The sequence below is a fragment of the Bradyrhizobium sp. 159 genome (assembly GCF_023073795.1).
Lineage (GTDB): Bacteria > Pseudomonadota > Alphaproteobacteria > Rhizobiales > Xanthobacteraceae > Bradyrhizobium.
Map to the genome: position 1 here is coordinate 1 of NZ_JADPKE010000043.1, position 17,671 is coordinate 17,671.

General features: G+C 64.6%; 17 protein-coding genes and 1 pseudogene. 12 read left to right on the forward strand and 6 right to left on the reverse strand.

The window, feature by feature from the left end; genetic code table 11:
* Positions 1-248: 248 nt before the first annotated feature.
* Positions 249-668 (reverse strand): annotated as a pseudogene (locus IVA96_RS11225) (PaaI family thioesterase); the annotation flags it as partial.
* A 71-nt stretch (positions 669-739) separates the two neighbouring features.
* On the opposite strand from IVA96_RS11225, the gene IVA96_RS11230 reads away from it, so the two are divergent.
* Both IVA96_RS11230 and IVA96_RS11235 read left to right on the forward strand, forming a co-directional pair.
* On the forward strand, positions 740-1,366 hold the full coding sequence (locus tag IVA96_RS11230; protein ID WP_247417176.1) for a CoA pyrophosphatase: 627 nt from the start codon (positions 740-742) through the stop codon (positions 1,364-1,366).
* A gap of 57 nt (positions 1,367-1,423) precedes the next feature.
* Entirely contained in the window at positions 1,424-2,635 is a 1,212-nt protein-coding gene (locus tag IVA96_RS11235) for a hypothetical protein (RefSeq protein ID WP_247281449.1), read from the forward strand.
* A 265-nt stretch (positions 2,636-2,900) separates the two neighbouring features.
* Here IVA96_RS11235 and IVA96_RS11240 read toward each other — a convergent pair whose 3' ends face one another.
* Complete coding sequence (locus IVA96_RS11240; RefSeq protein ID WP_247281448.1) at positions 2,901-3,206, reverse strand: hypothetical protein; 306 nt, start codon at positions 3,204-3,206, stop codon at positions 2,901-2,903.
* 193 nt (positions 3,207-3,399) lie between these two features.
* On the opposite strand from IVA96_RS11240, the gene IVA96_RS11245 reads away from it, so the two are divergent.
* From IVA96_RS11245 to IVA96_RS11265, 5 genes are all read left to right on the forward strand, one after another.
* Positions 3,400-3,879, forward strand: a complete 480-nt coding sequence (locus tag IVA96_RS11245; RefSeq protein ID WP_247281447.1) for a hypothetical protein — start codon at positions 3,400-3,402, stop codon at positions 3,877-3,879.
* 261 nt (positions 3,880-4,140) lie between these two features.
* A complete protein-coding gene (locus IVA96_RS11250; RefSeq protein ID WP_247281446.1) occupies positions 4,141-5,088 on the forward strand; it encodes a TAXI family TRAP transporter solute-binding subunit in 948 nt (315 codons plus the stop codon).
* A gap of 112 nt (positions 5,089-5,200) precedes the next feature.
* A complete protein-coding gene (locus tag IVA96_RS11255) occupies positions 5,201-7,312 on the forward strand; it encodes a TRAP transporter permease (protein WP_247417180.1) in 2,112 nt (703 codons plus the stop codon).
* The gene (locus IVA96_RS11260) at positions 7,273-7,692 is read left to right on the forward strand and encodes a DUF1850 domain-containing protein (RefSeq protein ID WP_247281444.1); all 420 of its coding nucleotides are present in this window, start codon (positions 7,273-7,275) and stop codon (positions 7,690-7,692) included. The genes IVA96_RS11255 and IVA96_RS11260 overlap by 40 nt, the downstream gene beginning before the upstream one ends.
* Before the next feature lie 11 nt (positions 7,693-7,703).
* A complete protein-coding gene (locus tag IVA96_RS11265; RefSeq protein ID WP_247417182.1) occupies positions 7,704-8,510 on the forward strand; it encodes a glucose 1-dehydrogenase in 807 nt (268 codons plus the stop codon).
* A 63-nt stretch (positions 8,511-8,573) separates the two neighbouring features.
* Here the strand turns inward: IVA96_RS11265 and IVA96_RS11270 are convergent, their stop codons facing one another.
* Both IVA96_RS11270 and IVA96_RS11275 read right to left on the reverse strand, forming a co-directional pair.
* Entirely contained in the window at positions 8,574-9,344 is a 771-nt protein-coding gene (locus IVA96_RS11270) for a hypothetical protein (protein WP_247281442.1), read from the reverse strand.
* Between the two features lie 123 nt (positions 9,345-9,467).
* Complete coding sequence (locus tag IVA96_RS11275) at positions 9,468-11,045, reverse strand: sodium:proton antiporter (protein ID WP_247281441.1); 1,578 nt, start codon at positions 11,043-11,045, stop codon at positions 9,468-9,470.
* A gap of 83 nt (positions 11,046-11,128) precedes the next feature.
* On the opposite strand from IVA96_RS11275, the gene IVA96_RS11280 reads away from it, so the two are divergent.
* The 4 genes from IVA96_RS11280 to IVA96_RS11295 all read left to right on the forward strand — a co-directional run bounded on the left by IVA96_RS11280 (position 11,129) and on the right by IVA96_RS11295 (position 15,203).
* Positions 11,129-11,890: a tetratricopeptide repeat protein gene (locus IVA96_RS11280; RefSeq protein ID WP_247417185.1), complete on the forward strand. Its 762-nt coding sequence runs from the start codon at positions 11,129-11,131 to the stop codon at positions 11,888-11,890.
* Positions 11,891-12,106: 216 nt separating this feature from the next.
* Complete coding sequence (locus IVA96_RS11285; protein ID WP_247281439.1) at positions 12,107-12,526, forward strand: lysozyme inhibitor LprI family protein; 420 nt, start codon at positions 12,107-12,109, stop codon at positions 12,524-12,526.
* Between the two features lie 375 nt (positions 12,527-12,901).
* Positions 12,902-14,812, forward strand: a complete 1,911-nt coding sequence (locus IVA96_RS11290) for a propionyl-CoA synthetase (RefSeq protein ID WP_247281438.1) — start codon at positions 12,902-12,904, stop codon at positions 14,810-14,812.
* A gap of 124 nt (positions 14,813-14,936) precedes the next feature.
* Entirely contained in the window at positions 14,937-15,203 is a 267-nt protein-coding gene (locus tag IVA96_RS11295; protein WP_247417188.1) for a hypothetical protein, read from the forward strand.
* A gap of 209 nt (positions 15,204-15,412) precedes the next feature.
* Here the strand turns inward: IVA96_RS11295 and IVA96_RS11300 are convergent, their stop codons facing one another.
* Entirely contained in the window at positions 15,413-15,598 is a 186-nt protein-coding gene (locus IVA96_RS11300; protein ID WP_247277932.1) for a hypothetical protein, read from the reverse strand.
* Positions 15,599-15,740: 142 nt separating this feature from the next.
* Complete coding sequence (locus IVA96_RS11305) at positions 15,741-16,436, reverse strand: cell cycle transcriptional regulator TrcR (RefSeq protein ID WP_247277931.1); 696 nt, start codon at positions 16,434-16,436, stop codon at positions 15,741-15,743.
* Positions 16,437-16,700: 264 nt separating this feature from the next.
* Here IVA96_RS11305 and ispH point away from each other — a divergent pair, with 264 nt between their 5' ends.
* Positions 16,701-17,669 carry a 4-hydroxy-3-methylbut-2-enyl diphosphate reductase gene (gene ispH / locus IVA96_RS11310; RefSeq protein WP_247277930.1) on the forward strand — a complete coding sequence of 323 codons (969 nt, stop codon included), beginning with the start codon at positions 16,701-16,703 and terminating at the stop codon, positions 17,667-17,669.
* Positions 17,670-17,671: the final 2 nt, after the last annotated feature.

A 17,671-nucleotide genomic window follows, 5' to 3' on the forward strand; every position in this document is an offset into this window, starting at 1 on the left:
CCCATCAGGCCTTGGCAGGACAAACTCCCAAGGCCTTCGCCGCTACCAAGACCACCGCGATCCAATCAGCGAATTATTGAACATCGACAGCAATGACGGTGGGTACGCTTGTGCCTTATATTCAGTGTCATCGCCCGCGAAGGCGGGCGATCCAGTACGCCGAGACAGTTGTGATTGATTGAGAGGCCGCGGCGTGCTGGATTCCCGCCTTCGCGGGGAATGACAGTTGTGGGTGTGGAATTTACCCCCGGTCCCTTCAAGAACTTGAACACGCCATTGGCCATCACGATGCAGCGGTCATCCACCGAGACCTCGGTGCTCATGAAGATCAGGCTGCGCGTCGCGCGCACGACGCGCGGGCGGGAGATCAGGATGTCGCCGATCTGGCCGGCCTCGACGAAATGGGTGTCGAGCTGCACCGTCGCCATGAACTCCTTACCGGAGACGTAGCGGGCGGTCATACCACAGGTGCGGTCGGCGAAGGTCATCATCACGCCGCCCTGGACCATGCCGCGGCGGTTGTGGTGCTTGTCTTCGGTGGCGAGTGCGAACTCGTAATGGCCCTCGACCTTGCGCTCCCACAAGGGGCCGATCAGGTGCATGAAGCCGGTGGTCTCGAGAATGGTCCAGCCCTCTGATTTCAGCCTTGCGGCGGCCTTGTTGGTCATGTCGTCGTCCATTCCTGTGCGGACCTTGCGATCTCATTTCATCGAGGCCGGACGTGGTGTAGTCAAGCATCATGAGACCGTTCGACGATGCCACACGACGGAATATCGCCGCCGCCTGCGCGGCCTTCGCGCGCCTGCCTGAGGAAGAAGCGCCGGCGGCATTGAAGCGTGCCGCGGTGGCAGTTGCGCTGATTGCGGCAGGCGAGGGCGATGACACTGCGTTGCTGCTGACGCTGCGCGCATCGCATCTGCGTGCCCATCGCGGCCAATGGGCCTTGCCGGGCGGACGTTGCGATCCCGGCGAAACGCCGGTCGAGGCGGCGCTGCGCGAGCTCGACGAGGAGCTTGGCCTCCGCCTCACCAGCACGGACGTGCTCGGCACGCTCGACGATTATCCGACACGCTCCGGCTATCTGATCACGCCGGTCGTGGTCTGGGCGTCGGATAGCGCCGTGATCAGGCCGAACCCGGACGAGGTCGCGTCCGTCCATCGCGTCGCGCTCGCCACGATCGAGCGCGAGAACGCTTTCGACTTCGTCGCGATCCCCGAAAGCGGGCGACGCGTGATTCGCTTCCATCATCAGGCGAGCCTGATCCACGCACCGACGGCGGCGCTGATCTACCAGTTCCGCGAGGTGCTGGCGGGTCGGCACACACGCGTGACTGAGCTGGAACAGCCAGTGTTCGCCTGGAAATGACGATGGTAAACGGCACGTTAACGTGACGGTTACCGGATGCCTGCTAAGAGGGGCAGCATGCATCACCCACCGATTCGACGCGCCCTGACGCTGGTTCCATTCGCGCTCGTGCTGCTCGCGCCCGCCGCGCGCGGCGGCGACGCGCTTCCGCCCGCCGTCAGCAATGCCAACGCTCAGCTCCTGTCGCAGTTTTTTGCGCAGGGTGGGGCCTCGCCGGCTGTGCTCGAATATCGCCGCAAGCTCGCGGAATATCAGGCGGCGCGGGCCGCCTTCGACGCCCAAGCGGGCGCCTATTGGAGCCAGATTTCGGAGAAGCGCCGCACCCGCAACGCCAAGCGGCGCAGCGGACAACAGATCACGCTCGACGATTACGTGCTGGAGCATCCGCCGCTCTACAACGGGCCGAAGCGGCCGGTGAACCCGGAGCCGGAGGAAACGCCGGAGCGCCCGCCACGAAAGCCCATTCCGGTGGTCGCTGATTTCCTGCGCGCAGCGCAGGAGCTCTACCAGTTCACGCCGCAGCGCCCGACCAACGAGGTCGAGTTCAAGCGAGCCTATGCGCGCTACGCGCTCGCCTCGGGGCTGACGCGGGAGCAGGCCGTGCGGGTCTATTCGTTCGAGACCGGCGGCACCGGCAGTTACGACGTGCAGGCGGGAATCGAGCATGGTGGCAAGCGCGCGATCTCGACCGCGATGGGCTACAACCAATTGCTCACCACCAACAGCGTCGAGCTCTTGGCCGAGCAGGGCCATGAATTCATCCGTGCGCTTTCGGAGAAGGTGGCGCGCAGCTCGGGGCCGGCGCGCCAGGCGCTCGAGCACAAGCTCGCGGTACTGAAGAAAATGGTGGCGCATGCGAAGTCGGTGCCCGACACCTGGTCCGAGCACGAGAAGATCGGCAACACCGCCCAGGGCTGGGCCATGCATGCCATGGTGCTCGACGTCGATGTCGGCCCGATGCTCCAGACCCACAAGCTCCTGACCTCGGTGCTGTTCGCGCGGGCCAAGGGCTACACCCGGCCGCTCACCGCGGCCGAGCTCGAGATGATGAACCTCACCGGCGACGGCACCGGCCTCGACATGGTGACGATGCCGCAGGCGCTGCGCGAACAGGTGCCGACCTCGAACTTCTTCCAGCGCGGCGGCTACGAGCGCAACCCGGTCGCGATCCGCCACAACACGGTGGCGAAGTTGCTGGCGGTGACGGATGAGCGCATGGACTCGAACAGCAGCAAAGCCGGCGCAACGGAGCTGGCGGGGGCGTTTTAGTTAGCGCTGTCGTAGGTTAGGCAAGCGAAGCGTACCCACCATTCTCGACCGGAATGCGCTGACCAATGGTGGGCACGGCGCTAAGGCGCCTTTGCCCACCTACGGCAGCTACATCCTCCGCTGTCATGCCCCGGCTTGACCGGGGCATCCAGAATGCCGCGGCCCCCCTCGATTCAATTACAACGGCCTCTGGAATACTCGATCGTCCGCCTTCGCGGACGATGACGCCGAGCGTGTGGCGCCGCTATCGCCGCGAGGTCAAACCCTACTGATCCGGCCCGAACTTGAACTTGCCGTCGCCTTCGAGATATGGGCCGGTGCGCATGTAGAGCTGGCCGTTGTGGCCGATGAAGAACAGCGTCCCCTTCGGCACTTTCTTGGCGCCCTTCAGCAGCTCGCCGGCATTGCTGGTGCCCATCTTGTAGGAATAGGTCTTGCCCTCCTTGTCGTAGGCGTAGCCCGTGTCGGGCTTGAGCTCCCACGGCGTTGCCGCGGTCTGCGCCAGTGCGGGCGCGGCAACGGCGCCGAGCGCGACTGCGATTGCAAATGACTTGGTTGAAAATCCCGTCATTCCCATCCTCCCACCGTCGGGACATTCCGGGTTTGAACAAATCACGAACGGTATTTCCGGGTCAATTCGCGAAAGCGCCGCAGCGCATCACGTCTCGCCCAGCGGTTTGTGATTTTCCCTTCGTCCCCTCGCGACTATGTTCCGCTTTCCGTCTAGAACGCAACTCGACAAATTATGGGTGGGGATGATTCGGATGCGCCATGTGATTAAACTCTGCTGGGCTGCTGCATTGTCACTGACGGCGCTGGCACCGGCCGCCCGGGCCGATGATTACCAGCTCAGCCACAACCAGCGCATTTCGTGCAGCCGCGGCCTTGCCCCCGGCAAGCTGAACACCGCGACCTGCAAGTCTTACACCTATCTGTTCAACACCAAGACCTCGGAATATTTCCGCTGCCAGGTCTCGCTGGCGCTGACCCGCGACAACAAGGAAGTCATCAACGTCCAGACCGACGGCGGCTGCACCAGGAAGCCGCGCATCTTCGAGACCGACGGCAAATACGATTTCGACGCCACCGAGACCGAGCCGCCGAACACCAACTCGTTCTTCGGCCCCGGCGGCTATTCGGTCTGGGCCGCCGATGCCAGCGCGCAAAAGGTGCGCGGCTGCATCATCATCTCCTCCGGCCTCGGCTCCGATATCTCCAAGTGCCTGGACATGACGTTCCAGTGAGGGTGCGCTCCCTCCTGCTTGCGGGGGAGTATTGGGGAGAGGGGCATTCGCGGTGGGGGCAATCCCGCTAGAGGAGCGAGCCTCGCGACTTCTCCGCGAGCGGAGAGGTGAGCGCTGCGCCACCTCGCCGCACCCGCCGGGTTCCCCCAAAAAATCGAGCCGGAACGGCCGTTTACCGCAGTCCTGTTTTGCCTTTTGGATGGGTTGACCCGCCCCCTTCATCCGGCCAATTTCGCCGCCGGTTTGGGGAGTACAACAACCATGAAACGGACGTTCTTCGGCGTGGCCGCGGCGCTTGCTCTGGCGGCGTCGGCACCTTGCGCTCAGGCGCAATCCTTCATCAATGTGCTGACCGGCGGCACCTCCGGCGTCTACTATCCGCTCGGGGTCGCGATCGGAAAGATCTACGGCGACAAGATTCCGAATGTGAAGACGCAGGTGCAGGCCACCAAAGCGTCGGTCGAGAACCTCATCCTGCTGCAGCAGGGCCGCGGCGAGCTCGCCTTCACGCTGGGTGACTCGCTCAAAGCCGCCTGGAACGGCGAGGAGGAGGCGGGCTTCAAGACTAAGCTCGACAAGCTCAGGACCATTGGCGCGATCTATCCGAACTACATCCAGATCGTTGCGACCACTGAGTCCGGCATCAAGACACTCGCCGACCTCAAGGGCAAGAGCCTCTCGGTCGGCGCGCCCAAGTCCGGCACCGAGCTCAATTCCCGCGCGATCCTCGCCGCCGCCGGCATGAGCTACAAGGATCTCGGCAAGGTCGAATATCTGCCCTTCGCCGAATCCGTCGATCTCATGAAGAACCGCCAGCTCGCTGCGACGCTGCAATCGGCCGGCCTCGGCGTCGCCTCGCTGAAGGACCTGTCGACCTCAAGCCCGATCACGGTGGTGTCGGTGCCGAAGGAGACCGTCGACAAGATCGGCCCGCCCTTCATCTCCGCGATCATTCCGGCCAACACCTATACCGGGCAGGACAAGGACGTGCCGACGGCTGCCGTCGTGAACTACCTCGTGACCAGTTCGGCGGTGTCGGACGATCTCGCCTATCAGATGACCAAACTGGTCTACGAGTCGCTGCCCGAGCTCGCCAACGCGCATGCAGCCGGCAAGGAGATCAAGCTCGAGACGGCCGCCAGCGGCAGCCCGGTTCCGCTGCATCCCGGCGCGATCCGCTACTACAAGGAAAAGGGGCTGATCAAGTAATACAGGTGTCATGGCCGGGCTTGACCCGGCCATCCATCCACCAGGACTCATCTTTCGATGGATGCCCGGGGCAAGCCCGGGCATGACGATTTCAGGGCGCGGGGACATATCGATGTTGCAGGCAGAGGGCACCGAAGCTGCGCCCATCAAGGTCGAGTTCGACAATTTCGAGCACGGCTTTCCGGAAGGCTTTGGTCCGGGCTGGTGGGGCCATCTCGCCTACTGGATCGGGATCGCGTTTGCCACCTTCCAGCTCTATGTCGCCGCCTTCAACTATCTGCCGAGCCAGGTGGTGCGCGGCGTCCATGTCGGCTTCCTCGTGCTGCTTACCTTCGGCCTGATCGGCAATTTCACCGCGAAGAGCAATTTCGGCCGTGCGCTCGGTTGGGTGATCGGCGGCGCCGGCTTCTTCTGCGGGCTCTATCAATGGATCTTCTATGCTGACCTGATCGCCCGTGACGGCGATCCGACGCGGCTTGATCTCGTCGTTGGCACGCTGCTGGCCGTGCTGATCTTCGAGGGCACGCGGCGGCTGATGGGCGCGGCGCTGCCGCTGATGTGCGGCGCCTGTCTCGTCTACTGGTTCTTCGGCCAATATCTGCCGTCGCCGCTCAACCATCGCGGCTATGATTTCGACCAGATCGTCACGCATCTGTCGTTCGGCACGGAAGGCTTTTACGGCGTGCCGATCTACGTCTCGGCGACCTACATCTTTCTGTTCATCCTGTTCGGCTCCTTCCTGGAGCGCGCCGGCATGATCCAGCTCTTCACCGACGTCTCGCTCGGCCTGTTCGGCCGCACCCGCGGCGGACCTGCCAAGGTCGCTGTGTTCGCCTCGGGCATGATGGGCACGATCTCCGGCTCCGGCGTTGCCAACGTCGTTACGGTTGGCCAGTTCACGATCCCCTTGATGATCAGGTTCGGCTACCGCCGCGCGTTCGCGGCGGGCGTCGAGGCGACGGCCTCGATGGGCGGACAGATCATGCCGCCAGTGATGGGTGCGGTTGCCTTCATCATGGCCGAGACGCTCGGCGTGCAATATTCGGAGATCGTGAAGGCGGCGGCAATCCCTGCGATCCTCTATTTCGCCTCAGCGTTCTGGATGGTGCATCTGGAAGCCGGCAAGCACGGGCTCGTCGGCATGAAGCGCTCGGAGATCCCGAGCGCCTGGAAGGCGCTGGTGACGCGCTGGTATCTCGTGTTGCCGCTCGCCGCCCTCGTCTACATGCTGTTCGAAGGCTTTACGCCGCTCTATGCCGGCAGCATGGGCCTTGCGCTGACGGTGGCGCTGATCCTGGGGACCAGCATCACGGCCGGCGTGTCCGCGACGGTCATTCGCTACATCTTCTGGATCGGCCTCGCGCTGGTCGTCGCCGCGCTGTCGCGCGACGGCCTCCAGATCGTGCCGGTTGCTTGCGTCGTGGTCGGGCTCATCGTGATCGCGGCGTTCGTGCGCGGCGGCTTTGCGGCGTTGCGCGCCTGCCGCGATTCCTTGGCCGAGAGCGCCAAATCCGCCATCACCGTCGGCATGGCCTGCGCTATCGTCGGCGTCATCATCGGCATGATGTCGCAGACCGGTGTCGGCACCATCTTCGGCGGCTGGGTGATTGGCCTCGGCGAGAAGAGCCTGTTCTTGGCGTTGATCATGACCATGCTGCTGTCGATTCTGCTCGGCACCGGCATCCCGACCATCCCGACCTACATCATCACCGCCGCGCTCGCCGCGCCGGCGCTCGCCAAGCTCGGCGTTCCCCTGATCGCGAGCCACATGTTCGCGTTCTATTACGGCATCATGGCCGACCTCTCGCCGCCGGTGGCGCTCGCCGCACTCGCGGCGGCGCCGATCGCGAAGGAGAACCCGGACAAGATCGGCTGGGAGGCGATGCGCATCGCGCTCGCCGGTTACGTCCTCCCCTTCATCTTCGTCTATTCGCCTGCGCTGATGCTGCAGGCCGGCGATCCCATGGCGGCCAAGCTCGGCTTCTACGGCGCGGTGGCACTCGCGAGCTTCAAGGCGCTGGTGGCGATCGCGCTGTTCGGCATGGTCGCGATCGGCTTCCTGTTCACGCGGCTGACGCTGGTCGAGCGGCTGGTCGCGCTCGGCGCCGCGTTCTGCCTGCTCGGTGAATTCCCGTTCAGCGACACGGCCGGCTTCGTGCTCTCCGCGGCGCTCGTGCTGTGGCAATGGCGCCGGCGTCCGCCGGCGGCGGTCGAGGCGGTGTGAGCCTCTGCTTGGCAACGGCAGGCGGCGTCAAGGCGCTGGCGCTGTCCGCCTTCACGTTGGCCTGGACGCATTCGATCGCGAAGGTCGAATGGCAGGAAGACTGGCGGGCCACGCCCGCCGGCCTCGAATTGGTGCAGGCCCGCGTCAAGGGCACTGGCCCCGGTATGGAGCCGCCGCCCGAGGCGCGGCTGATCGACGGCTGGTTTCAGTGGCAACCGAACCGCGCGCCGGTGCCGGAGGTCGTGCTGGGTAATTCGGGCACGGCGGGGGAGTGGCGGCTGTGCCATGCTGGAAAGTGCCGGACATTGTCGGAGATTGTCGGCCATCCGATCGGTGCTAACGTCACCAAAATGAGCATCTGCGAACAACAAGAGAAATAAGGGAGATCACAATGGATCGGCTCAACGGCAAGGTTGCCATGGTGGTGGGCGCCGGCTCGATTGGACCCGGCTGGGGCAACGGCAAGGCGACCGCGGTGACCTTTGCGCGCGAGGGCGCGCAGGTGTTTTGCGTCGATCGCAACGGTGCGGTGGCCGAGGAGACCGCGAAGATCATCAATGACGAAGGCGGCAAGGCGATGGCATTCACGGCCGACGTCTCGCGGCCTGCCGAGATCGAGGCGATGGTGGCGGCGTGTCTGAAGGCCCATGGCCGCATCGACGTGCTCGACAACAATGTCGGCATCGCCGAGATGGGCAGCGTGGTCGAGGTGAGCGAGGAGAGCTGGGATCGTGTCTTCAGCGTCAACCTCAAGAGCGCCTATTTCGCCATGAAGCACGTCATTCCCGTGATGGTGAAGCAGGGTGGCGGCTCGATCATCAACATCTCCTCGATCGCCTCGATCCGCCACATGGGCATCTCCTACGTCACCTACGGCGCCTCGAAGGCGGCGATGAACCAGATGACGCGCACCACCGCGATCGAGTTCGCGCGCCATCATGTGCGGGTCAATGCGATCCTGCCGGGCCTGATGAAGACGCCGATGGTCGAGCACTCTGCCGGGCTTGCCGCGAGCTATGCCAAGGGCGACGTCGAGGCGATGTGGCGCGCGCGCGATGCGCAGGTGCCGATGGGCCACATGGGCGACGCCTTCGACGTCGCCAACGCAGCGCTGTTCCTGGCGTCAGACGAGTCGAAATACGTGACGGGGATCGAGCTCGTGGTTGACGGCGGGATCACCTGCAAGGCGGGGGCCTAGGCGCCGCCGTCGTGCCGGATCTGCGCTTCGCTCATCCGGGACGACAGCGGAGGTTAGAGCGACCTACTGTGCCAGCGCCAGAATCCCGGCGGCAAACGCGTGCCAGGCCGCCGTCTCGCTGACCGGCCAGTTCAGCACCTTCACCGCCAGCAGTGCGAGCGTGCCGTAGATGTAGACGGGATGCACGCGCGCCATGGTGCGCCAGTCGCGCACCATGGCGACGACGAGCAGGAGCGAGGCGACGGCGGCCGGCGCGATGGTGACGGGCACCGGCGGCGGGCCCGGTGGTCCTGGAGGCGCGAGGAAGGTGAGGAACCAGCGCGCGATCGCGGCATCCAGAATTGACACCGCCGCGAGCAGCATCAGGCGCTTGTGGACCTCGGGCCTCCGAGCGTTCACAATCGCGAGCACGAATGCCATCGCGAAAAACGCGATCCCGCTCATCGGGACGATCGAGAACGCGATGCCGGCCTCCTCCTGCCCGAGCGTGGCGGAATGCTGCATCACATGCACGGAGGCCAGGAAGCCGAAGATCGTCATCGCGGTCGCGAGCGAGACGCCGGCCATGCCGAGTGCGCGGTGATTGACCACGCGGCCCGAGGCTGCGAGCCAGGTCTGAAGCACGAAATAGAGCGACCAGGTGAAGAACAAGAGACCGTGAAAATGAATCACGGGACTTGCGGAGAATGTCCGGTTGGCAAGCGGCACCCAATAGGTCGGTGCAAAGCCCAAAAACGCGGTGGCCGCGCAAGCGAGCGACATGTGGAGATAGAAATATCGTGCTGGCGACGCATCACGCGCGCGGACACGACGGTCGTCGATCAGGGTCGTCATCTGGAATGAGTCTGGCAAGGCGGGGTTTGGTTCAATCCCACTGTCGTCCCGCACAAGCGCAAGCGCTCGCGCGGAGATCCCGGATCGCGCGCGCTCTGGGCGCGCTTGTCCCGGACGATGAAACTATCCCCCCGCGCTCAATTCGGCGCGATCGAGCTCTTCCTCAAGCTTGTGGAACGCGTCGTCGCCGATCACCTCGGTCGCGCGCAGGTCGAAGATCGATTTGCGCGCGGCTTCGATGGCGCGGCGGCGCAGGGGATCGGCGGGCAGCTCGCCATTGGCGATGCCGCCGTTCGGATCGTTTTCCGCCTGCATCAGGATCGCGCGATATTCGAGCCGCAGGATTTCCGCTTCCTCCGACGGATCGCTCTCGATGGCGTCGAGCGCGGCGCGATAGGCGACCGCGCGTCCGCGCGCGACCTCGATGCCGACAGGATCGTCGTCCTTGAGGCCGAACGCCAGGATCAGCGGCCGCAGCGTCAGGCCCTGGATCACCAGCGAACCCAGCACCACCGCAAAGGCGATGAAGACGATGAAATCCCGATGTGGAAAGTGTTCCGGCAGGGCAAAAGCGGTGGCGAGCGTGACGAGGCCGCGCATGCCGCACCAGGAGATGATGAGGCCGCCCTTGGCAGAGGCGACCTGCTTCGGATCCTTCGGGCGATAGATCCGCTGCGCGATCAGCGCGCGGAGCGTCGTCCGGTAGAACGTCACCCAGAGCAGCCGGACCAGCACCACTGTGAGCAGGATCCAGGCGGCGGCGACGCAATATTCCCAGCGTACGTCGGCATCGAGCCGCGTCCAGATCGGTCGCATCTGCATGCCGATCAGCATGAAGGCGAGCACGTTGAGCACGAACACCATCGTCTCCCACACCGCATACGAGGGCACCCGTAGCCGCGCCGGCATGCGCAGCCCCGCCCTGCGTGCCATCGTCATGGCATAGACGACGATGGTGAGAATGCCGGAAAGGCCGAGATGCTCGGCGGCGATCCAGACCAGGAAGGTGGTGGCGAACTGCAAGATGATCGCGCTCGGTGCCTCTTTCACCCGTTCAATGAACAGCGGAACAATGCGGCCCGCGAGCAGGCCAGCGATGACGCTGCCAACCAGCGCTAGCGCCATGGTCGGTGCGACCTGGCTCCACGTCAGGTGCTCGGTGGCAACCGCGCCCACCGCGATGCGATAGATCAAGAGCGCAGTCGCGTCGTTGAGCAGGCTCTCGCCCTCCAGGACCTTCACCATGCGGTGGGGCAGCTTCACCTGGCTGAGGATCGCGACCGCAGCCGCGGCATCCGGCGGCGCCACGATGGCGCCGAGCGCGACCGCGGCAGCCCAGGGCATATCGGGCATCAGCCGGTGCGCGACATAGGCCACGGCGGCCGTGGTCAAGCCGACCGCGGCGACGACCAGGGTCGAGACCGGAACCCAATTGCTGCGCAGATCGCGCAGCGAGGTGTCGAACGCGGCATCGAGCAGGACCGGTGCGACAAAAAGCGCCAAAGCCAGGTCCGGCTCCAGCGTCCAGGACGGGCTCGACGGCACGAAAGCGATCAGCGCGCCACCAATGGCGAGGAAGGTCGGGTAGGGGACCTTGATCCGCCGCGCCAGCGCCGATAAGCCGACGGCGCCGAGCAGAAGCACGATGATCCATTCGAATGTCGACACGGTGATTCCCGAAACCGATTTGAGCGGCGCCACAAGCTAGCACCAATCCGGCCGTAATGATGGATAGTGGGGCGACCAGGCAAGATTGAAGGCAAGGCGTTCCGATCGTGACGAACATGCGTTCCTTTCTCATTCAACTGTCGGGCGCCGGGTTGCTCTGCGCGCTCTCGGTCGCCGCGGCCCATGCGGCGACGGGCGGCGAGCCGGTCGCGGTGGCGCAGGTCGATGTCGCGCCATGCCTTGCGGCGGCGGCGGCCGACGATTTGGACAAGGCGGTTACGGCCTGCGCGGCCGTGATCGAGCATGAGAAGACCGCGAAGGAAGCCCTGATTAAGGCGCTGGTCGCGCGGGGCGCGCTTTATGCGCGGCACGAGCAGATCGACCGTGCGATCGCGGACGACAGCCGGGCTTTGCAGCTCGATCCCGGTCTCGCCGACATCTTCAACGCGCGCGGTGAGCTCTGGCTGAAGAAGGGGGACAGGCCCAAGGCAGTGCAGGATTTCGGCGCGGCATTGAAGATTGATCCCAACCACGAGAAGGCCAAGGCCAATCACAAGGCAATGGCGCGCGAGCTCGAGCGGATCGGGGCGCAGATAGCGGTCGCCGGCAAGCCAAGCTTCAATTGCGCCCGTGCGCGACGCGCCGTGGAAAGGGCGATCTGCGGCAATCGCGAGCTCGCCGATCTCGACCGGGAGATCTTTGCCGCCAATGAGCGCGTGATCCGCGAGGCGCGCAATGCGGGTGAAGCCAAGACGCTCCAGCGCGCGCAGGATGAATACGTCGCGCGTCGCAATGCCGGATTCGGCCGGCCAGGGTACGACCTGAAGAAGGCGATGCAGGAGCGCCTGCAGCGGCTGAACGGTGTGGATGGATATTGACGGGACCTCCGCCTCTCTCCGCAAGCGGGGCGAGGAGTGCGGGCAGCTCTCCGCACGCCCGATTTGAACCCATCCTTTGCCAGCCGCGACAACGGTGAGAACCCGACGTCACGGAGCCCTATGTCATGTGCGGCACACATTCTTCCGCGCAAATGCCCTGGTTTGCCAAAATTTCGCTGCGCGCCTTCTTCCTCGGCGCGGCAATCAGCCTTGTTGATGGGTGAACGCAAGAAGGCGCTGGCCGATTACGAAACGGCCCTGCGGCTCGACCCGAGTAACGAGAATGCCGCGAGCGGCCGCCGCGCCATGATCGCCGAGATCGCGAAATTCGGATCCGAGCCGCTGCGTGCGATGAATGCGGCTTCCGGCAACGCTGCGTCGTTCGATTGCGCCACGGCGACGCGCGAGGTCGAGAAGGTGATCTGTGCCGATCCGCAACTCGGCGTGCTGGACCGCCAGATCGCTGAGACCTACGAGCGTGTGCTGCGGGCTGCGACAGCGCGTCTCGCGGCCGACCTGCGCAAAAACCAGCGCGATTTCCTCACGACGCGCAACGCGAGCTTCGGCCGCCCCGGCTATGATCTGAAGAAGGTCATGAAGGACCGCCTGCAGCGGCTCGATGCGATGGCAAGCTGAGAAGCGCTGAAGAACCGAAGTCGCACGGCTGGCTCGGTTAGCTCTCCCGCTTGCGGAAGAGGTCGACGCGTCCCCGGCGGTGCGAAGCATCGTCCAGAGCGCGGCGGGTGAGGGCCTTCCCCTCTTGGAGACTTCCTCCATAGGCCTCCCGACGCGGAGGCACCCCAGCCTCCTCGCAGGCGGAAGAGGGAGCGCAGCGCCGATGCGCGCAAGCTCTACGCCTCTCCTCCAAAAGGCCCATCCTTTTCGGCTTGAACCGCGGCCCGTTCCCGGGAAAATACCCGTCAAGCAAGGCCGGCACTTGATCCTGGTCCTGGCGGGACGCTTCTCCTGCCGTCAGGTCAAGACCAGGCCAAAGGGAACGGGAGCGCGGGAATGAACGTCCAGGGCAAGAGTCTCTATCACGAGGTCCATGCGCGCTCGCTGGCCGATCCGGAAGGATTCTGGGCCGAGGCGGCCAAGGAGATCGACTGGATCGAGCCGCCGAAAAGGATCTTCGATGCGACGCAAGGAACCTACGGCCGCTGGTTCACCGGCGGCGTGGTCAACACCTGCTACAATGCGCTCGACCGCCATGTCGAACGCGGCCGCGCCGACCAGGTCGCGCTGATCCATGATTCGCCGCTGACGGCCAGCATCACCAAATTCACCTACGCCGAGCTCTTGAGCGAGGTGCAGGCACTCGCCGCAATCATGCAGGATTTTGGTGTCGCCAAAGGCGATCGCGTCATCCTCTATATGCCGATGGTGCCGGAGGCGGTGACCGCGATGCTCGCGTGCGCGCGCATCGGCGCGGTGCATTCCGTGGTGTTCGGCGGCTTTGCTGCCAAGGAGCTCGCCACGCGCATCGACGATGCGCAGCCAAAGCTCATTCTCTCCGCGAGCTGCGGTATCGAGCCTGGCCGTATTGTGCAGTACAAACCGCTGCTCGACGAGGCGATCAAGCTCGCGAGCGCGAAGCTGAAGGCCTGCATCGTGCTGCAACGTCCGCCGCACACCTGCGACCTGACCCCGGGACGCGACTATGATTGGGCGAGCCTGCGGCGCAAGGCGCTGAACGACGGCAAGAAGGCGCCCTGCATGCCTGTTGCCGCGACCGATCCGCTCTACATCCTCTACACCTCGGGCACGACGGGCATCCCCAAGGGTGTGGTGCGCGACAATGGCGGCCACCTCGTCGCGGTGAAATGGTCGATGTTCAACCTCTATGGCGTCAAGCCGGGCGAGGTCTGGTGGTGCGGCTCGGACATCGGCTGGGTGGTTGGTCACAGCTATATCGTCTACGGCCCGCTGCTGCATGGCGCGACCTCGATCATGTATGAGGGCAAGCCGGTCGGCACGCCCGATGCCGGCGCGTTCTGGCGCGTCATCAGCGAGCACAAGGCGGTCGCCTTCTTCACGGCGCCGACCGCTTTCCGCGCCATCCGCAAGGAGGATCCGGAAGGCAAATTCATCCGGCAATATGATCTCTCGAAATTCCGCACGCTGTTCCTTGCCGGCGAGCGCGCCGATCCGCCGACGGTGGAATGGGCGGAGCAGCAGTTGAAGGTGCCGGTGATCGATCATTGGTGGCAGACCGAGACCGGCTGGTGCATCGCCGGCAATCCGGTCGGCCTCGGCATGCTGCCGGTGAAGCACGGCTCGCCGACGGTGCCGATGCCGGGGTATCAGGTCGAGATCGTCGATGAAGCCGCAAAGCCGGTCGGGCCCAACACCATGGGCTCGATCGTCATCAAGCTGCCGATGCCGCCGGGGTGCCTGCCGACGCTGTGGAATCAGGACGCGCGCTTCAAGGAAGCCTACCTCAGCGAATTCCCCGGCTATTACAAAACCTCGGACGCCGGCTACAAGGACGAGGACTGCTATGTCTTCGTCATGGGCCGTACCGACGACATCATCAACGTCGCCGGCCACCGCCTCTCCACCGGCGGCATGGAGGAGATCCTGGCCTCGCATCCGGATGTGGCCGAATGCGCCGTGCTCGGCGTCAAGGATGCGATCAAGGGCGAGGTGCCCTGCGGCTTCCTAGTGCTGAAAGCCGGCGTGACGCGTGCGCCCGCCGAGATCGAGAAGGAGATCGTCGCGCTGGTGCGCGACAAGCTCGGCCCGGTCGCCGCCTTCAAGCTTGCGATCACCGTCGGCCGCCTGCCCAAGACGCGCTCCGGAAAGATCCTGCGCGGCACCATCAAGAAGATCGCCGACGGCGAAGCCTGGACCATGCCGGCGACGATCGAGGACCCCAAGGTGCTCGACGAGATCGGCGCGGCGCTGAAGGGGCGGATGTGAATTGTGCTCTCCGGTCGTCATGCCCGGGCTTGACCCAGGCATCCATCAATGATCAGGCAATTGCCTTGATTTCGATGGATTGCCGGGTCAAGCCCGGCAATGACGAATGAGACAGGACCGATCAATGTCAGCCAAGCTCGCGCAGTATGGCGCCATCTCCCTGCTCGCCATCGCACTCTCCGCCTGCTCCGCGCGTTACCAGACGCCCGTAGCGGTCGGCGGCGACGATGACGACGCGGTTTGCCAGAGCCGCGGTTATGCGCAGGGCTCGCCGGAATACGTGGCCGGCCGCAAGGACCGTGATGTCCAGCGCAATGCAGCCACCGCGCGTGCCGATCGCCGTCAGCGTGATCTCGGCGAATACATGCTGAACCATCCCGAACGGCCGTGAGTGCCGATCCGAAATTATGGTGCCGCGGCGCTTGCTCGCATTCACGTCTCCCGTGATCCGCCTGCAACGCAGCAGTCGAAATCCTTGTCCGCTCTCTGCTCTGACGCTGACTCGCGCAACAACGCGCTAGAAATAGCTGAAGAGGAGCTGACATTGACGGTGCGGTTGGCGCCGTCACACCGGCGAATGTGATACACGGGGGGACGCGGCTATCCGGCGTGCACCGTCCGCGGATGCCGATCATGCAGCAACTTCGCCAGGTCGTCGCGATCGCCAGGGCGGTCCCTGATGGCAATCTCGAACAAGGCTTCCTGGATATCCCGGGGCATGTCGCCCCAGGCTGCCAGGACAGCGCGTCCCAGCATCAACGCAAAATGGTTTTCGTCGTCCCGCATCGCTGATCCTCCGCGCTGGAAACAATGCGAGGTCGGCCGCATCGTTCCCGGCAGAGGCGTCGCGAAAGTTCCGCTCGCAAACAAAAACGCGGCGGATCGCTCCGCCGCGTTCGAACCGGATGCGGTGCAGGGAAGTAAGCCCCTACTCCTGCTCGTCCTCCTGCTTCTTGCCGCCGAGCGTCTTGAGCTTGGCGAATACGGCGTCGACATTGAGGTCGTCGCTGGATTTCTGCGCGGGCTCGTACTCGTCCTTACGGGTGGTCTCGGAGGCCGGCAGCAGCGTGGCGCCCCCATAGGCTGCGTCGATCGGCTTCTCCTTGGCTGCGCGCTGCACCTCGAAATCGAGCTCGATCTGGGAGCACAGGCCGAGGGTGACAGGGTCGATCGGGGTCAGCGCGGACGTGTTCCAATGGGTGCGGTCGCGCACGCTCGCGATCGTGCTCTTGGTGGTGCCGACCAGACGCATGATCTGGGCGTCCTTCAGCTCAGGATGGTTGCGCAGCAGCCAGAGGATGGCGCTCGGGCGCTCGTGGCGCCGCGAGACCGGCGTGTAGCGCGGGCCCTTGCGCTTGGGCTGGGGCGGCAGCACCACCTTGCTCTCCTGGAGGCGGAGCCGGTAGTCCGGGTTCTTCTCGCCCTTCTCGATCTCTTCGCGGGTCAACTGGCCGTTGGAGAGGGGGTCCATGCCCTTGATGCCCTGGGCCGCGTCGCCGTCGGCGATCGCGCGCACCTCGAGGGGATGCATCTTGGTAAAATCGGCGACCTGGTCGAAGGTCAGCGCGGTGTTGTCGAGCAGCCAGACGGCGGTCGCCTTGGGCATCAGAGGTGCGTTGCTCATGGCAAATCTCCTTTGTGCTTCGCCCACCCCTCTGGAGGCGAAACCGGTGGTCATCAGCGATGACAGGGAATTGGCGCTATATAAGCCCGGAGGGGGTAGCCACGCAATGGTTCTGCTATAGATAGTGCCTTGACAGCGCCCGAAAGGGGGCCCAATTCCCTTTGAAGTCCCTGTAAAGTCCAGGCAGACTGTTTTAAGCCCAATCCATCCATCGACCGCCCCCGCCAGAAGGCGAAACGGGTGATTCGGTCCCGAGATCGCTCAATGTCAGCCAAACCAGACCTCAAGATCGTGCTTTGTTCTCCCCGTGGCTTCTGCGCCGGGGTGGTCCGGGCGATCGACACCGTGGAACGGGCGCTCGATAAATACGGCGCTCCCGTCTATGTTCGCCATGAGATTGTGCACAACAAGTACGTCGTCGACGGGTTGAAGAAGAAGGGCGCGATCTTCGTCGAGGAGCTCGCGGAAATCCCTGAGAATACCACCGCGCCAGTGGTGTTCTCGGCCCATGGCGTGCCGAAGTCGGTTCCGGCCGATGCCCAGTCCCGCAATTTGTTCTCGCTGGATGCGACCTGCCCGCTGGTGACCAAGGTGCACCGCGAGGCCGCGATCCACTTCAAGCGCGGCCGCGAGATCTTCCTGATCGGCCACTCCCATCATCCTGAAGTGGTCGGCACCCTCGGCCAGCTTCCGGTCGGCGCCGTGACCCTGATCGAGACCGCCGAGGACGCCAAGACCATCACTCCGAAGGACCCCAACAACCTCGCCTTCGTGACCCAGACCACGCTGTCGATCGACGACACCGCGGAGATCGTGGCGCTGCTCAAGGAGCGCTTCCCGAACATCAACGGGCCGCACAAGGAAGACATCTGCTACGCCACCACCAACCGCCAGCTCGCGGTGAAGAAGGTGGCGCCGGTGGTGGACGCCCTGATCGTGGTCGGCGCGCCGAACTCGTCGAACTCGCAGCGCCTGCGCGAGGTCGCCGAGCGCGAGGGCTGCAAGATCGCGGTGCTGGCGCAGCGCGCCGCCGACATCGACTGGGGCAAGTTCGACAACATCGCCAGCCTCGGCATAACCGCGGGAGCATCCGCGCCGGAAGTGATCGTCGAGGAGATCATGGACGCGTTCGCAGAGCGCTACACGCTGCATGTGGAGACGGTCTCGGCCGCGGAAGAGAACGAGTTCTTCCCGCTGCCGCGCTCGGTGCGCCCCGAAGCCGCCGCAGAGTAAAT

Excerpts from the sequence above, each read along its gene's own strand:
- IVA96_RS11280 (WP_247417185.1), top strand. The coding sequence starts at position 11,129 with ATGCGTTCCTTTCTCATTCAACTGTCGGGCGCCGGGTTGCTCTGCGCG.
- IVA96_RS11265 (WP_247417182.1), top strand. The coding sequence starts at position 7,704 with ATGGATCGGCTCAACGGCAAGGTTGCCATGGTGGTGGGCGCCGGCTCG.
- IVA96_RS11255 (WP_247417180.1), top strand. The coding sequence starts at position 5,201 with ATGTTGCAGGCAGAGGGCACCGAAGCTGCGCCCATCAAGGTCGAGTTC.
- IVA96_RS11260 (WP_247281444.1), top strand. The coding sequence starts at position 7,273 with ATGGCGCCGGCGTCCGCCGGCGGCGGTCGAGGCGGTGTGAGCCTCTGC.
- ispH (WP_247277930.1), top strand. The coding sequence starts at position 16,701 with ATGTCAGCCAAACCAGACCTCAAGATCGTGCTTTGTTCTCCCCGTGGC.
- IVA96_RS11295 (WP_247417188.1), top strand. The coding sequence starts at position 14,937 with ATGTCAGCCAAGCTCGCGCAGTATGGCGCCATCTCCCTGCTCGCCATC.
- IVA96_RS11285 (WP_247281439.1), top strand. The coding sequence starts at position 12,107 with ATGGGTGAACGCAAGAAGGCGCTGGCCGATTACGAAACGGCCCTGCGG.
- IVA96_RS11300 (WP_247277932.1), bottom strand. The coding sequence starts at position 15,598 with ATGCGGGACGACGAAAACCATTTTGCGTTGATGCTGGGACGCGCTGTC.
- IVA96_RS11270 (WP_247281442.1), bottom strand. The coding sequence starts at position 9,344 with ATGACGACCCTGATCGACGACCGTCGTGTCCGCGCGCGTGATGCGTCG.
- IVA96_RS11245 (WP_247281447.1), top strand. The coding sequence starts at position 3,400 with ATGCGCCATGTGATTAAACTCTGCTGGGCTGCTGCATTGTCACTGACG.
- IVA96_RS11240 (WP_247281448.1), bottom strand. The coding sequence starts at position 3,206 with ATGACGGGATTTTCAACCAAGTCATTTGCAATCGCAGTCGCGCTCGGC.
- IVA96_RS11305 (WP_247277931.1), bottom strand. The coding sequence starts at position 16,436 with ATGAGCAACGCACCTCTGATGCCCAAGGCGACCGCCGTCTGGCTGCTC.
- IVA96_RS11235 (WP_247281449.1), top strand. The coding sequence starts at position 1,424 with ATGCATCACCCACCGATTCGACGCGCCCTGACGCTGGTTCCATTCGCG.
- IVA96_RS11250 (WP_247281446.1), top strand. The coding sequence starts at position 4,141 with ATGAAACGGACGTTCTTCGGCGTGGCCGCGGCGCTTGCTCTGGCGGCG.
- IVA96_RS11290 (WP_247281438.1), top strand. The coding sequence starts at position 12,902 with ATGAACGTCCAGGGCAAGAGTCTCTATCACGAGGTCCATGCGCGCTCG.
- IVA96_RS11230 (WP_247417176.1), top strand. The coding sequence starts at position 740 with ATGAGACCGTTCGACGATGCCACACGACGGAATATCGCCGCCGCCTGC.